Genomic DNA, 14,537 nt, shown 5'->3' on the forward strand with positions numbered 1-14,537 from the left:
CAGGTTTAAATTTCAACTTCTTCTTTTATCCAATCATATCCTTTCTCTTCCAGCTCAAGCGCCAGTTCTTTAGGACCGCTCTTTACAATTTTTCCCTTATACAAAACGTGTACAACATCAGGAACTATGTAGTCAAGCAATCGCTGATAGTGAGTAATGACAATGAAAGATCGTTTGCCATCACGTAATGCATTGATACCATCGGATACAATTCTGAGCGCATCTATATCAAGTCCTGAGTCGGTTTCATCAAGTACACATAACTCCGGTTCAAGCATGGCCATCTGAAAAATTTCATTACGTTTTTTTTCACCTCCACTGAATCCCTCATTAACGCTGCGCTGTGTCATACTTTTATCCATCTTCACCAACTGCATTTTATCTTTCATCAGCTTTAAAAAATCTTTTGAATCGAGTGCATCCAAACCTTTTGACTTACGCACTTCATTAACTGCTGTTTTCAGGAAGTTGGCATTACTTACACCCGGTATTTCAATCGGATACTGAAATGCAAGGAATATTCCTTTTCGTGCTCTGTCTTCGGGAGAAAGCTCTATAAGATCCTCACCGTGAAACGATATTTCTCCTTCATTAACTTCATAAGCTTCGCGTCCTGCAAGTACCGATGCCAATGTACTTTTTCCTGAACCATTAGGCCCCATAATGGCATGAACTTCTCCGGGATTTACCTGAAGGTTTAGTCCGTTTAATATTTCTTTACCTTCGACTGAGGCATGTAGATTTTTAATGTTTAACATACTTTTTTTACAAACTTTATTCTTCTGACTACTATATTTAAATTTTATCCGACTGATCCTTCCAATGAAACCGCCAATAGTTTTTGTGCTTCAACAGCAAACTCCATTGGCAACTGATTAAACACTTCTTTGCAATATCCATTTACTATAAGTCCGATTGCATCTTCAGTAGAGATGCCTCGCTGATTGCAATAAAATATCTGATCTTCTCCAACTTTTGATGTTGTGGCCTCGTGCTCAACTTTGGCTGTTGGATTTGCACACTCCAGATAAGGAAAGGTATGTGCACCGCATTTATCGCCAAGCAGTAATGAATCGCATTGCGAAAAATTTCGTGCTTTCTCTGCCTGTTTACCAATGCGGACTAAGCCACGATAACTATTGTTGCTGCGACCTCCGCTAATTCCTTTACTGATGATAGTGCTGCGTGTATGTTTCCCAATGTGAATCATTTTTGTTCCGGTATCGGCTTGCTGAAAATTGTTGGTTAATGCAACAGAATAAAATTCGCCTGTTGAATAATCACCTTTTAATATTACACTTGGATATTTCCATGTAACAGCACTGCCTGTTTCAACCTGTGTCCAGCTTATTTTAGAACGTTCTCCTGCACACAGTCCCCGCTTGGTAACAAAATTAAAAATACCTCCGCGACCTTCCTTGTCACCCGGATACCAGTTCTGTACCGTACTGTATTTTACCTGTGCATCGGTATGTGCATAAATTTCTACTACCGCTGCATGCAATTGATTCTCGTCACGCTTTGGAGCTGTACATCCTTCGAGATAGCTAACATAAGCACCTTCATCAGCTATAATAAGTGTTCTTTCAAATTGACCTGTGCCTGCTGAGTTAATTCGGAAATATGTACTCAACTCCATTGGGCAACGTACACCTTTAGGAATATAACAAAATGAACCGTCACTAAAAACGGCACTGTTTAAAGCAGCATAAAAATTGTCGGTATAGGGAACCACGCTGCCCATATATTTTTTTACCAGTTCAGGATGTTCCTGAACAGCTTCGCTGAACGATGAAAATATTATTCCCAACTTACTTAACTCGTTCCTAAACGTAGTTTTGACACTAACACTATCTATCACTGCATCAACAGCTACACCCGCAAGGCGTTTTTGCTCAAGCAATGAAATTCCAAGTTTATCAAATGTAGCTTTGATTTCCGGATCAAGTTCGTCTAAACTGTTGAGTTGTTTCTTGGGCTTAGGTGCAGAGTAGTAAATGATATCCTGAAAATCAACTTTTGGATAGTTTACATTAGCCCACTGTGGCTCCTGCATTTTTTGCCAGTGACGGAATGCTTTTAAACGGAATTCAAGCATCCACTCGGGTTCTTTTTTCTTGGCCGAAATAAATCGTACAATGTCTTCTGATAAACCTTTGGGAGCATTCTCCGATTCAATGTTACTTACAAATCCCCACTTATACTCGCCACTCGTTACCTCATCTATTATTTTTAAATCTTCGCTCACTGTTTTACAAAATTTGTTTATTTAGATTATTTCTAAAATTACTTATTGGATAAAAAAAATTTACCTACATAGTTTATACTGCAAAGCTTTCTCCGCAACCACAAGTTCTTGAGGCATTAGGGTTATTAAACTGAAACCCTTTGCCATTTAAACCATCTGTATAATCAAGTTCTGTACCTACTAAATACAAAAACGATTTTCTGTCGCATACTATTTTTATTCCCTTATCTTCAAACACTTTATCTTCCGGTTTTAGCTCTGTATCAAAAACCAACATATAGGTTAAGCCCGAACATCCGCCTCCTTCTACACCAACGCGAATAAATGCATTGGCAGGCTTGTTCTCTGCTTGCATTAAACTTAAGGCTTTTGATTTGGCTTTTTCAGTTACTGTTATCATTTTCAAGTACTTATAAAAGTGGTGCAAAGATAGGCTTAATTGATGTTATAGTCAACAATTACGAGGTATAAAAGTTTTTATGAAGATAATAAATAGTGTTGGTAATGCACTTAGGGAAAATAAATAAATTTGAAATACCAACTCTTTTCCCATTTCAAAATTTATTCCTATCCTTGTAACACAATTTAATTCAAAAAAATGACATAAAAAACAACATACATAAAATATTGCGTTAGCAAATTCTTGGTTCAAAATCGGCTAAATTTTAATATTCAACTCAAGAATAAGTTAAACGCTGCGTTCTGCGCGGTGTTGACTTATTTGAGTTGTGGGTTCTTAGCCGAACCTTGAGCCAGATAATCAATTTCCGCGCAATTTTTTTTTGCTCAACCCCTACAAATCCAAAAAATCACTGTAATTTAGTCACACCCCGAAAACCAAATATTATGAAAAACCTAATTTTTACCACTATAACAGCCATTGTGCTCTGCATGACTGCTTTGTTTACTCAGGCACAAACTACTTTATTCTTATCCTCACCCGACACCCTCAGGGCATGTGATGTAAACAGGTTTAGCGTTTCAATTGTAAATCCTGTTACCGATACGGTAATCATCACACCTCAATTGAATTTTCCAAACGGAACTTCTGCAAGCTGTACAACAAGTGGCAGTGGTGTAAATTACATCTTTGAGAGTGTTTCCGGAGGTAGTGCCACTACATTGCAAACAGGCAATGTTTTGCGCTTTGTATTAAACGGAACCGGCACAGTTACTTACACCTATCGTGCAGAGATAGATTGCCATGTAATTATGATTGATTCTTCGGCAGGATTGGTTAAACTGCAACAGGATTTTACGGGAAGCAATTCCTATATCATAAACCCCGGCAGCAGCAACAGTATAGAGCAAGCCGTTAACTACACCAAAATAACCGAATTAAATGCAGGCAACAATTTTTATGTTAACTACCAACAAGATACAACATGGCTTTTCTACTATAAAAATACGCTTTCGCACAGAGCAAACATTGGCTTTACTTTCAATGTCTATACAGGCACAGCCTGTAATGATTTGGTGTTTGGTGCAGTGGAATACAGCATTGGACTCCAAGGCCAAACGGTGGCTTACAGCGGCTCCCCTTCTCAAGATACAGTGATGCTAAATGCATCCGACACATTGGTGATACGGATAAAGGTAAAAGCTACCAATTGTGTGTCGTGCAGCAGCATGAATGCAGCCTTCAGCTACCGGTGCAACCAAAGCCTGAGCGGTTGCAGCACTTGCGAACACAGCTTTGTTCATGCCTACACAGCCAACATGAACGATAAGCCTAAAATAGATGTGTTGCGAGTGAGTCCGCAGCAAGTTACCTATGACAACAGTTGCATTAACGATACTACACAAACAACCCTGTGGAGCTACACGCTTGTAAACACAGGCAATTGTGCTATTGACAGTGTTCAGTTTGATCTGACACAACTTGGCGATGCAGCATGGGATGTACGCAGGCTGATGCTCATGCCCCGTAAAAGTTTGGTGATTGAAAAAACTTCGTTGTCGCATTGTACTATTGATACCGTGCTTGAACTGAAAAGCCAGCATCTGTGTGCCGATTTGGTGGACACTGCCGTGTATAGTTGCTATACCATGATTACTGATTTTTATCCCGGAGATACGGTGCATCTGCAGTTTGCGCTGTTGCGATGCAGCCAGGACACCTCTGTGCTGATGAATGCTTATAAATACTACAATGCATGGATGTTTAAAGGATTAAAGACAAGAAGTATTTGTGGTGTGGAACAGACCATACCCACAGCCAGTGGCTTTGCCGCAGGCACCCTGTTGGCAGGTCAGACAGGTGGTGGCGGATACGATGTGCATCTGCAACATCAGTTCTACCCTTCGGTGTCCGACATGAGTGTTTCCAATTCCGGCACTGGAGAGAAAGCTACCTTCAATGTCAATCTGCAAAGCATCCTCAACAATGGCAAGCCTTATGTGTATCAACTCTTGGGCTGCAATCAGCCGCAGCAACAATGCACCACTTTAAACGGATGGCTGCGTGCTACTGTGGTGTGCAACACCAACCTCACCATTCCCAATGCTTATAGTGATGCTTTTATGATAACACTGTCTGCCACTGGCGACACTACTTTTTATAAACCCTACTACTACGACATCACGCAGGACAGCCTGAGTTGTGAGGCTAAAAGATACCACTATTACTTTAACCTTGCCGACAGTGGCATGCGCACTGTGATAGACAGCGGCAGGTTTGTTTATACCCTGCAGGCCTGCTGCAAAAGCGACATCGACCCCACACCCTACAAGGCAGAATTTCATTTGCTTGCCGATGCAGGCAATTGCTTTACTATCAATTTACCCTCAGCAAGTGTTTTTCATTATCAGGAGCCTACTTTTAGCGCAACCGATGGCATAGCGCAATGGCTGCCGCTGAGCCATGCCGGCAATACTATTAGTGTGCATTGTCCCGGGTGTAAAATTTTTGGCCCAATAGTTGACCATTACCGCATGGAACGCAACACCTACGGCCTTCAGGACAGCGACAACGACCATCGTGCCGACAGTGCCACTGCTGTTATAGATACAGGCAGTGTGTGGTTTGCACAAAACAAAAATAACCTGAGCAGCACCACCCTTGCCTTTGGCGACCGCTGCACAGACTACCTGCGTGCCCACGTGCAGCCTGGCGACCCCGGCAATGACGGCTACACCTATGCCATGATGAAAGCCTTGGGGCTGCGACTGAATGCCCTGCAACTGAGCCGCATCATGCCCTTGGCATTAGACACCATGATGGTGGTGCCCGACACACTTACATTTTATATTGACGACCCCACCGATAGCATTGGCGGTTGTCTGGAATGTGAGCCTTTTGGTGCAGGCAACGATGATTTTATTACCCTGCTTAAAATTGTAGTAACGGGGACGGATATTGCGCAGTTCTTTCTAAACACCAACACCAATCTTAACGAATACCTGTACAACTTTACCAGTTTTTTTGACAGCACGGCAGTGAGCGATACAGGCAACCTGCACATCACCACATTGAACGTGCCCATAGGCAGCAGTCGCAGCTTTCATGGGTTCGAAGAAGGGCAAAGCATCAGACTTAAAGTGAGCTATCATGTTTGCGGCAACTTTAACCCTGCCGGTGACCTTACAGCAGAAAACACCTTCAGGCAAAGCCACATACAAAACACCATGTGGCTGAGTGGAAAAAAACAATCTCACTCGCAGGTGCCGCAGATGGAACAAAGCCTCACCCTGCTGCAAGACAGTATGAACATTACCATTTACGATACATTAGCGCCACCCTACAATCTGATGGACACAAGCTATGTCAACAACCGGTTGTTTTTTTGCGAAACAAGAGGTAACTTTGCTTACTTTGCAGCTACCACTTTCAGAAACAAAACCATCATCACCAACAAAAATATTTTTCAATGCCGCAAACGTATGGAGATAAACATGTCATCGGGCTATTGCAACAATGCACAGGTGTATGATGCCTATCCGTTTGAATACCGCAGTCCGCTGATGGCGGGGCAGTCTGTTGCTGTTAATGTACCACCGGGTTATGAAATTGTGCAAGCCACCAGCAAACATAAGGTGCCCATAGGCAACAACTTTTATCAAACACTGCCTGTTGACATCACAGCTCTGTTGCCAAATACTACAGGCAACTTTTCTTTAAATACCACACCATTTATTGCAACACATTGCCTTACCAACGACACAACAGCACAAAACCTTACCACCGGCACCACAGCCTACATGGGCGACCAGTTTTATGAGCACACCATTACCTTAGACATGATGCCTATTGCCTGCACCGATGATACGGCACACAACAACAGCAGCAGCACAGTGGTAACTTTTGGCAATCAGGCAGCACCCTGCCAGAGTTTTTATGGCTGCCAAAATACCTCTGTAACGGCAACCAACTCGAGCAATGCCATTGAAGATTTTACCTTAGCACCGCAACTCACCTCTATGGGAATTGGCAACAGTCTGGCCACAGGCATTGGCGACACGGTGTGCTGGAACAATCTGGTTTTAATGAATACCACAAAAGATAATGCAGACAATGTTTTTCTCTCAACAGTAAATGCACCTGTCTATCTGAGCCAGTGGCATTACATAAGCCATCCTTCGGGCACCATAACACAGGCAAATGGCGATGTGATTGGGCTGACACCAACCTTAGCACAAAATATTTTACTGAGCGGCAATGTTTGTGCCGTGATGGACTCCTGCCCTCCGCTGCAGGATACGCTGCAATTTTATCTCTACTACGGTTGGAACTGCAAAAACTTTCCGGCTACACCTTTTGCTATTGACAGTGTTTGTTTTGCCGACAGTGTGCCGCTGAAGTTTACCCGGGCAGCTTATGAGTTGGTCACGGCATCGTGGAGCCAGACAAACAGTTTTAGTTTATGCGATACCCTTTTTGCAGAAGCCAAATTCCAGAATGGCAAGGCAGGTTTTGTTTATCCCTTTCTGGTAACACTGCCCGGCTACGACCCGCGCCTGCAGATTATTGCAGCTATGGCAAGCAGCAATACAGATACTGTGGGGCTTACACCCACAGCAGCACCTGATGTGTGGACAGTGACAACAGACAGCCTGCTGGCACTATTGGGTAGCACAGGCATACACAACAGCCAGTATGTTACCATACGTTTTTTGATGGTGGCATCTTGTGGCTTTGGAATGAATGTGGCAGACATTTTGCCCGACCTGCAACTTAGTGCAACAACATTGTGCAGCGACACCATCACTGCCACCTCGCGGCAATTGGGTTTTGCCATGCCTGCATTTGCATGGGATTCTACCAGCCAATGCCCCGACTGCTGGAGCATTGCCAAAACTGCCAACACCGACACAGCAGCAGCAATTACCGATACGGTGACCTACACCATTACCGTGTGCAACAACAGCGTAAATACGCAGACCGGTACCCTTGCAGACAACACCCCTGCAAATTTTGTAATTACCAACAGCACACTGCCTGCAACAATAACGCTAAACTCCATGCAATGCGACACCTTTACCGTATCAGGATATTTTACCTCTCCGGGTAGTTGTTTTTACAATGTAGCAAGTGTTACTTCTCCGGCTAATACCGTTTGGAAAGATAGTGTTTGTGTGAGTGTGAACTATGCTTGCACAGACAGCAGCACGTTCATCATTTACGACAGCACCTACAGCACTACCCTAAATTACAGATACGACACCTTAAACATATTTGTTGAAGGCACACTGTTTGTAAACGATACCTTAAAACTAATGCGCTGCAATGTATATATGGATGCAGGGGCACATATTATTGTACAGAATGGCGGCTACTTAGACATTGACAGCAGTATGGTTATTGGATGCCTTGCCATGTGGCGCGGCATAACGGTAGAAGATTTTGGAGAGTTGCTGGTGCATGAAGGCAGCACCGTTGCCGATGCCGACACTACTGTGCTTGCCAACAACAAAGCAAAAGCTACATTGCAAAACGCTTATATCACAAACTTTGTACTGGGTGTGTATGTGCCACCTACTACAAATGCTTACTACAACGGCACAACATTAAAAGTAGCGCAGACAACTTTTGATTTTACAACATTTAAACCAAACTACACAGGGCAAAATACACATGGCGTAAAGCCGGAGTGCGGTGTTTTATTGAATGATTGGATTGGGACGATTGGAACCTATCAGGATTCTATGTGGCTAAACAAATTCTTAAACCTGAACAATGGTATTGTTACCAAAAGCAGCACTGTAACAGTAAAAAATTGTTTCTTCGGCAATATACAAGCCGATGCCTTTTATGGTAAACAATACAATGGCACGGCAGTAGCATCTGTTGGTGATGTTGCAGCGGGCAAAAGAGGCAACCTCACCATGCAGCCCGTGATGAACAATCAAATCACTATCAACAGCAGCCACTACGGTGTGTGGACAAGCTACAGCACACTGAACTTAAACAATGTACGCATGGACAGCATGTATATAGGCACAACAGTGAACCGTTGCAAAGACTACCTGAGTGCTACCATTGCCTGGAATGAAATAAAAGCCAAACGTGCAGGTATTGTCTGTAACAACAATGCCGGTGCAGCCAAGATGGATTTAAACAACAACACCATTCATGTTAATGGTGCAGGATTAAATGTGGCATCAGGTATCATCATCAGCGAAATCAATAAAAACGGACAGGGTAATTATTATATTGATAACAATTACCTGTATCTTTACAATGTGCGTTATGGCATACGCATGCAAAATGTTTACAAACCATTGGTGGCACATAACTACATAGAGCAAAACAACAGCAGCAGCAGCTTTTACAGCGAAGGCATAACATCAAACAATTGCGACAGCACTCAGGTACGTTGCAATGGTGTACGCAATCTTAATATTGCTAACACAGCAACAAAAGGTATTGTTTACAGCATCAGCAGTAATGCAAGCATCAGTTGCAACAGCATTGACAGCACAGCAACAGGAATATTTTTTGGCGGCAACTGCATGGGTGCTCAACTCAAAGGCAACACCATGCGCAATAACCTATTGGGGCTGTACATTAACAATGTTGGGTTGATTGGCGTGCAACCCAACAACGGAAATAAATTTATTGATTACCGCGATACGGTTGGTGCGTATAATGCAAACATATCAGGTTTGCAGCTTTCGGAATTTCGTGTAAGAATAACAGATGTAATGGGTAATATCTATTATCCAATTCTTGCACAGCAAAACTTAGGTTGGTTTCAACCAATTTTAACGAGTAGTCCTTATCAATGTGGCACTGCGTGTTACGATATGCTTACGGAAGTTGATTATGAATTGCTGTACCGCATCATTGCCAGTGACAGCATTATAACGGACATATTTATCCCCGAAAGCCAGAGCATGGCAAGGCAGTATTTGTTTCAGGTATTGGCAAACAACGACAGTTTGCTTGCAAGCGATACGCTGTTTCAGAATTTTTATAATGAAATGCTTGCAGAGGCAGAAGGCCAACTTAATTCAGTAGAAAGAAGGTTTGAAACCTACGGCAAAATGGATTCTACTTTTGCGCCCATGTTGCATAACATTGATTCACTTTTAAAAGAATTTAATAGTTCTGTAGAAGATTTTGAAGTGATGCGAGATTCAATCGAGCAATCAGGCACCAATGCTGATTCTCTATTGGAACAATGGATTATACAAATAGAAAATTTAGAAACAACCAGACAGAACATTATATTGCAGTATAATGCTGTTGTAGCGGGTGAAATGTATGAAGGCGAATTAACCAACAACATTATAAATGGTGATGAACAAAATGAAATAAACAGTACATTAATGAATGACCTGTTTATGCAGTTAGAAGAAGCCAATTATACAAACTTTAATGAATTGTACTCGCAGTTGTTAAGCATTGCCGAGCAATGCCCTTACTACGGAGGAGAAGCGGTTTACAGGGCAAGAGCAGCAATTGCTTTGGTAAATGATTCCATTGAATATAATGATGATGTTGCTTGTTTGCCGTATGGTATTTACAAACAAGGGGGATTACCTGATAAAAATTCAGATGATGTAAGAATCAGTGTGAAACCTAACCCTGCAAACAGTTACATAAAAGTAAAAGTGATTTGCAGAGAAAATGAAATGTATAATGCTAAAATTACAAATGCAATGGGACAGAAAATTTTAGAAACAACTTTACAGTGTAATAAAGAAAATGTTATTCGCACCACTAATTTTCAGCAGGGCTTTTATACAGTAACAGTAAAGACAAATACAAAAGTTCATTCATTCAAATTATCAATTATCAGATAATGAGATATAAAATTTTGGTTGTAATATTAATTGTGTTCTTCCCGGTGCTATTAGCAGCACAGGGAAGAACACATAATTTTTTAATTGGCTACAATACACTAACAGACCAATATACTACAGCAGGGAAAGCGCGTTTGTTATTTGATAGCGTGTCTATTGTTGTTGCAAGTGATGTTAGAAAAATGGAATTTCGCGCAGCACAGGGAAATATCAGTGATGAGAATGGCAATTTGCTAATGGTTAGTAATGGCTGTTGGATAGCTGATGCCACAGGCGACACCATGCTAAATGGCGGTGGGCTTACACCGCCCGGCAGCTTTACAAATGATTTTTGTGGATTATATCCAGAAGGGATTCCATTTTCTTATTCAAGTATGATTTTGCCCTATCCTGATAATCATGATAAGTATATTTTGTTTCATCAGACAGGTGATTATAATTTAGGCGGTGATGTTGCTCCCAATTTAATGTACAGCGAAATAGATTTGTCGCTCAATGGTGGCTTGGGCGCAGTAACATTAAAAAGTCAAATTCTTATTAATGAACCGTTGTTTCCAAGTATTACAGCTTGTAAGCACGCCAACGGACGGGACTGGTGGATAATAGCTTTTAAAGAGGCATCAAATAAAATTTATAAAATTCTACTCACACCCACAGGCATTGATACCATTATTCCTCAAGTTCTGAATGTACCACCAGCCTCTTTTAATGGCGGACAACCCACATTCAGCCGCGATGGTAAAAAATTTGTATATGCTGATTTTTGGGGAACAATAAACAACGTTTTTCACGATGTAAGACTGTTTGATTTTGACCGATGCTCAGGAATGTTCAGCAATGAACAGATAATAGATATTACCGATACCTATGCAGGCTTTGGCTTGGCATTTTCATCGGATTCAAAGTATTTATATGCTTCTTCATTTCAAGTAATTTATCAAATGTGTGTGGATTCATCTAATGTAGCCGCAACTAAACAAATTGTTGCTGTAAATGATGTGTATGGCTCACCAATACCGCCCTTCTATACAAACTTTTGGTTAATGTACCTTGCAGCCAACGGTAAGATTTATATTTCATCGGGTAATGGTGTGGTGGATTTTCACTACATTAATTATCCCGATAGTGCAGGCGTAGCCTGTGATGTTCATTTGCATGATTTGCATTTGCCCTGTTATTCTTTCAGAGGCAATGTTAACCACCCCAACTACTACCTTGGCTGCGATACCACACAAACCACCTGCCCGTGTTTAACAACCGGCATAAATGAAATTAATCAGCATAATTTTAAATTCTCAATTTCCCCCAACCCAAACAATGGCAATTTCAAAATCATGTATTTGCTACCTCAGAATCGCAAGGGCACTTTTGAGGTGTTTGATATTACAGGCAAAAAAGTTTTTAGTTACAACCTGCCGCAATGGAGTACGTTACAAAATTTTGATTTGAGTTTTTTAAGTAATGGCGTTTATCATTGCATTATTCAAAGTAATCGTTTTTCTGTTTCTAAGAAATTAGTAATAATAAAATGAGCGGTATTTTTATTCCCGAAAGCCAGAGCATGGCAAGGCAGTATTTGTTTCAGGTATTGTCAAGCAACGACAGCTTGCTTGCAAGCGACACGTTGTTTTTGAATTTTTACAATGAAATGTTAGCGGAGGCAGAAGGACAGTTGCAGGAAGTGGAAAGAAGGTTTGAAACCTACGGTAAAATGGATTCCATTTTTGCGCCCATGCTGCAAAATATTGATTCGCTGACTAACCTGTACAATTATTACATTGAGCATTTTGATGAAATGCGTGATTCCATTGAGCAGTCTGGAATAAATCCCGATTCCTTGCGCGAACAATGGATTTTTCACATAGAGAATTTGGATGTTACAAGAGTAAACATTGTTATGCAGCACAACGCTGTTATATCGGGCGAAATGTATGAAGGGGAATTAACCAATAATATTACAAATGGAGATGAACAGAATGAAACAAACAGTACACAAATGAATGAACTGTTTATTCAATTGGAGGAAGCGAGTTACACTAACGTTAATGAATTATATGCACAGCTCATGAACATAGCCGAGCAATGCCCTTATTACGGTGGTGAGGCTGTATATCGTGCACGTTCAGTGTTAGAATTAGTGAATGATAGTTTGGTTTACAATGATGATGTTAATTGCTTGCAATACGGAATTTACAGACAGGGAGTGATTGCTGATGAAAATAAAAACGCTGTTATTATTGTTAAGCCCAACCCTGCAAATGAATATGTGTTTGTAAAAGTTCTTTGTAATGATGATGAAAAGTTTGCTGCTGAAATTTCTGATGCTTACGGACGTATAGTGTATAAAGATGATTTAAGTTGTAATAAAGAAAACAAAATCATTACAAGAGAATTAAAGCAGGGTATTTACACCTTGCTTGTTAAAACAACACAAGGAAACAAAACATATAAGATTGCAATTATCAGGTAATGAAAAAGTTAATCATTATCCTGAGTTGTGTGTTCTTTCCATCAATAATAAATGCACAGGGAAGGACACACAATTTTCTAATTGGTTACACAACAATTCTTGACTCGTTTACAACTTCCCCAAAAGGAAGATTGTTATTTGATAGTACGTCTGTGAGTGTAATTGGCGAAACAAGAAAAATGGCTTTTCGTGCAGCGCAGGGAAATATATCAGATGAAAACGGAAATTTATTAATGGTAAGTAACGGCTGCTGGATAGCCGATGCCACAGGTGATACCATGATGAATGGAGGTGGGCTTACGCCACCCGGCAGCTTTACAAACGATTGGTGCGATTCATTTCATGGTATTCCGTTTCCTCATTCTTGTGTTGTGTTGCCGTACCCTGATAATCCTGATAAATATATTTTGTTTCATCAAACAGGCGATTATAACTTAGGCGGTGATGTTGCGACAAACCTGATGTATAGCGAAATTGATTTATCAATGAATGGCGGCTTAGGCAAAGTAACATTTAAAAGCCAGATTCTTATTAATGAACCGTTGTTTCCATGCGTTGCCGCTTGTCGCCATGCCAATGGTAGGGATTGGTGGATAATCGCATTTAAAGAGGCATCAAATAAAGTTTATAAAATTCTGCTTACGCCCACAGGCATTGACACCATTATTCCTCAATTTCTGAATGTTCCTCCTGCTTCATTCAATGGTGGACAGCCCTCATTCAGCCGCGATGGTAAAAAATTTGTCTATGCTGATTTTTGGGGAAATTTCGGGAATGTTTTTCACGATGTAAGGCTATTTGATTTTGACCGGTGTTCGGGAATGTTCAGTAATGAAAAAATTATTGATATATCTGATTCTATTTCGGGATTCGGTTTATCCTTTTCATCAGATTCAAGATATTTATACGCTTCATCGTTTCAACACATTTTTCAAATGTGCGTTGATTCTCCTAATGTGGCAGCTACAAAACAAATCGTTGCAACAAATGATTTATATTATTCTCCTTATCCACCCATAACAACAAATTTTGCATTTATGTATCTTGCCGCTAACGGCAAAATTTATATTTCATCAGGTAATGGTGTAGTGGATTATCACTATATCAACTATCCTGACAGCGCAGACATGGCATCTGATGTTCATTTACATGATTTGCATTTGCCCTGTTATTCAGGAAGGGGAAATGTTTATCATCCTAATTATTATTTAGGGTGTGATACTACGCTTGGCTGTACGCCATGTTATACAGGCATAAATGAAATAGGGCAGCATGATTTTAAATTTTCTATTTCACCCAACCCAAGCAATGGCAACTTCAAAATAGTTTATCTCTTACCACAGAACAAATCCGGCATACTTCAAATATTTGATATAACAGGTAAAGAAGTTTATAAACAAAATGTGCCACCGTGGAGTACCATGCAATACATCTCATTGCCAAAAATTACAAGCGGTGTTTATCAATGTGTGATTAGCAGTAGCAATGAAAGGGTGCATAAAAAGTTGGTTGTCTTTAAGGAGTAATAAAAAGCAAACACTCAAACCTAATATACCATGTTTACAAAGTTTA

Annotated in this window: 7 protein-coding genes; 4 read left to right on the plus strand and 3 right to left on the minus strand. The window is 40.7% G+C overall.

Annotated features, from left to right (window positions below):
• Window positions 1–5 precede the first annotated feature (5 nt).
• The 3 genes from sufC to V9G42_01940 form a co-directional block, all read right to left on the minus strand.
• Entirely contained in the window at window positions 6–758 is a 753-nt protein-coding gene (gene sufC / locus V9G42_01930) for a Fe-S cluster assembly ATPase SufC (GenBank protein MEI2758173.1), read from the minus strand.
• A gap of 44 nt (window positions 759–802) precedes the next feature.
• Entirely contained in the window at window positions 803–2,248 is a 1,446-nt protein-coding gene (sufB, locus tag V9G42_01935) for a Fe-S cluster assembly protein SufB (protein MEI2758174.1), read from the minus strand.
• 73 nt (window positions 2,249–2,321) lie between these two features.
• A complete protein-coding gene (locus V9G42_01940) occupies window positions 2,322–2,648 on the minus strand; it encodes an iron-sulfur cluster assembly accessory protein (GenBank protein MEI2758175.1) in 327 nt (108 codons plus the stop codon).
• Between the two features lie 446 nt (window positions 2,649–3,094).
• Between V9G42_01940 and V9G42_01945 the strand changes: the two genes are divergently transcribed.
• Genes V9G42_01945 through V9G42_01960 form a run of 4 tightly spaced genes read left to right on the plus strand, consistent with a single transcriptional unit; the run spans window position 3,095 to window position 14,491 of the window.
• Window positions 3,095–10,495 carry a T9SS type A sorting domain-containing protein gene (locus V9G42_01945; protein ID MEI2758176.1) on the plus strand — a complete coding sequence of 2,467 codons (7,401 nt, stop codon included), beginning with the start codon at window positions 3,095–3,097 and terminating at the stop codon, window positions 10,493–10,495.
• Complete coding sequence (locus V9G42_01950; GenBank protein MEI2758177.1) at window positions 10,495–12,027, plus strand: T9SS type A sorting domain-containing protein; 1,533 nt, start codon at window positions 10,495–10,497, stop codon at window positions 12,025–12,027. Before V9G42_01945 ends, V9G42_01950 begins: the two co-directional genes overlap by 1 nt.
• The gene (locus V9G42_01955) at window positions 12,024–12,965 is read left to right on the plus strand and encodes a T9SS type A sorting domain-containing protein (protein ID MEI2758178.1); all 942 of its coding nucleotides are present in this window, start codon (window positions 12,024–12,026) and stop codon (window positions 12,963–12,965) included. The genes V9G42_01950 and V9G42_01955 overlap by 4 nt, the downstream gene beginning before the upstream one ends.
• Window positions 12,965–14,491, plus strand: coding sequence for a T9SS type A sorting domain-containing protein (locus V9G42_01960; GenBank protein ID MEI2758179.1), 1,527 nt, complete (start codon window positions 12,965–12,967; stop codon window positions 14,489–14,491). Before V9G42_01955 ends, V9G42_01960 begins: the two co-directional genes overlap by 1 nt.
• Window positions 14,492–14,537 lie beyond the last annotated feature (46 nt).

It is taken from the genome of Bacteroidia bacterium (assembly GCA_037045145.1).
GTDB lineage: Bacteria > Bacteroidota > Bacteroidia > AKYH767-A > OLB10 > OLB10.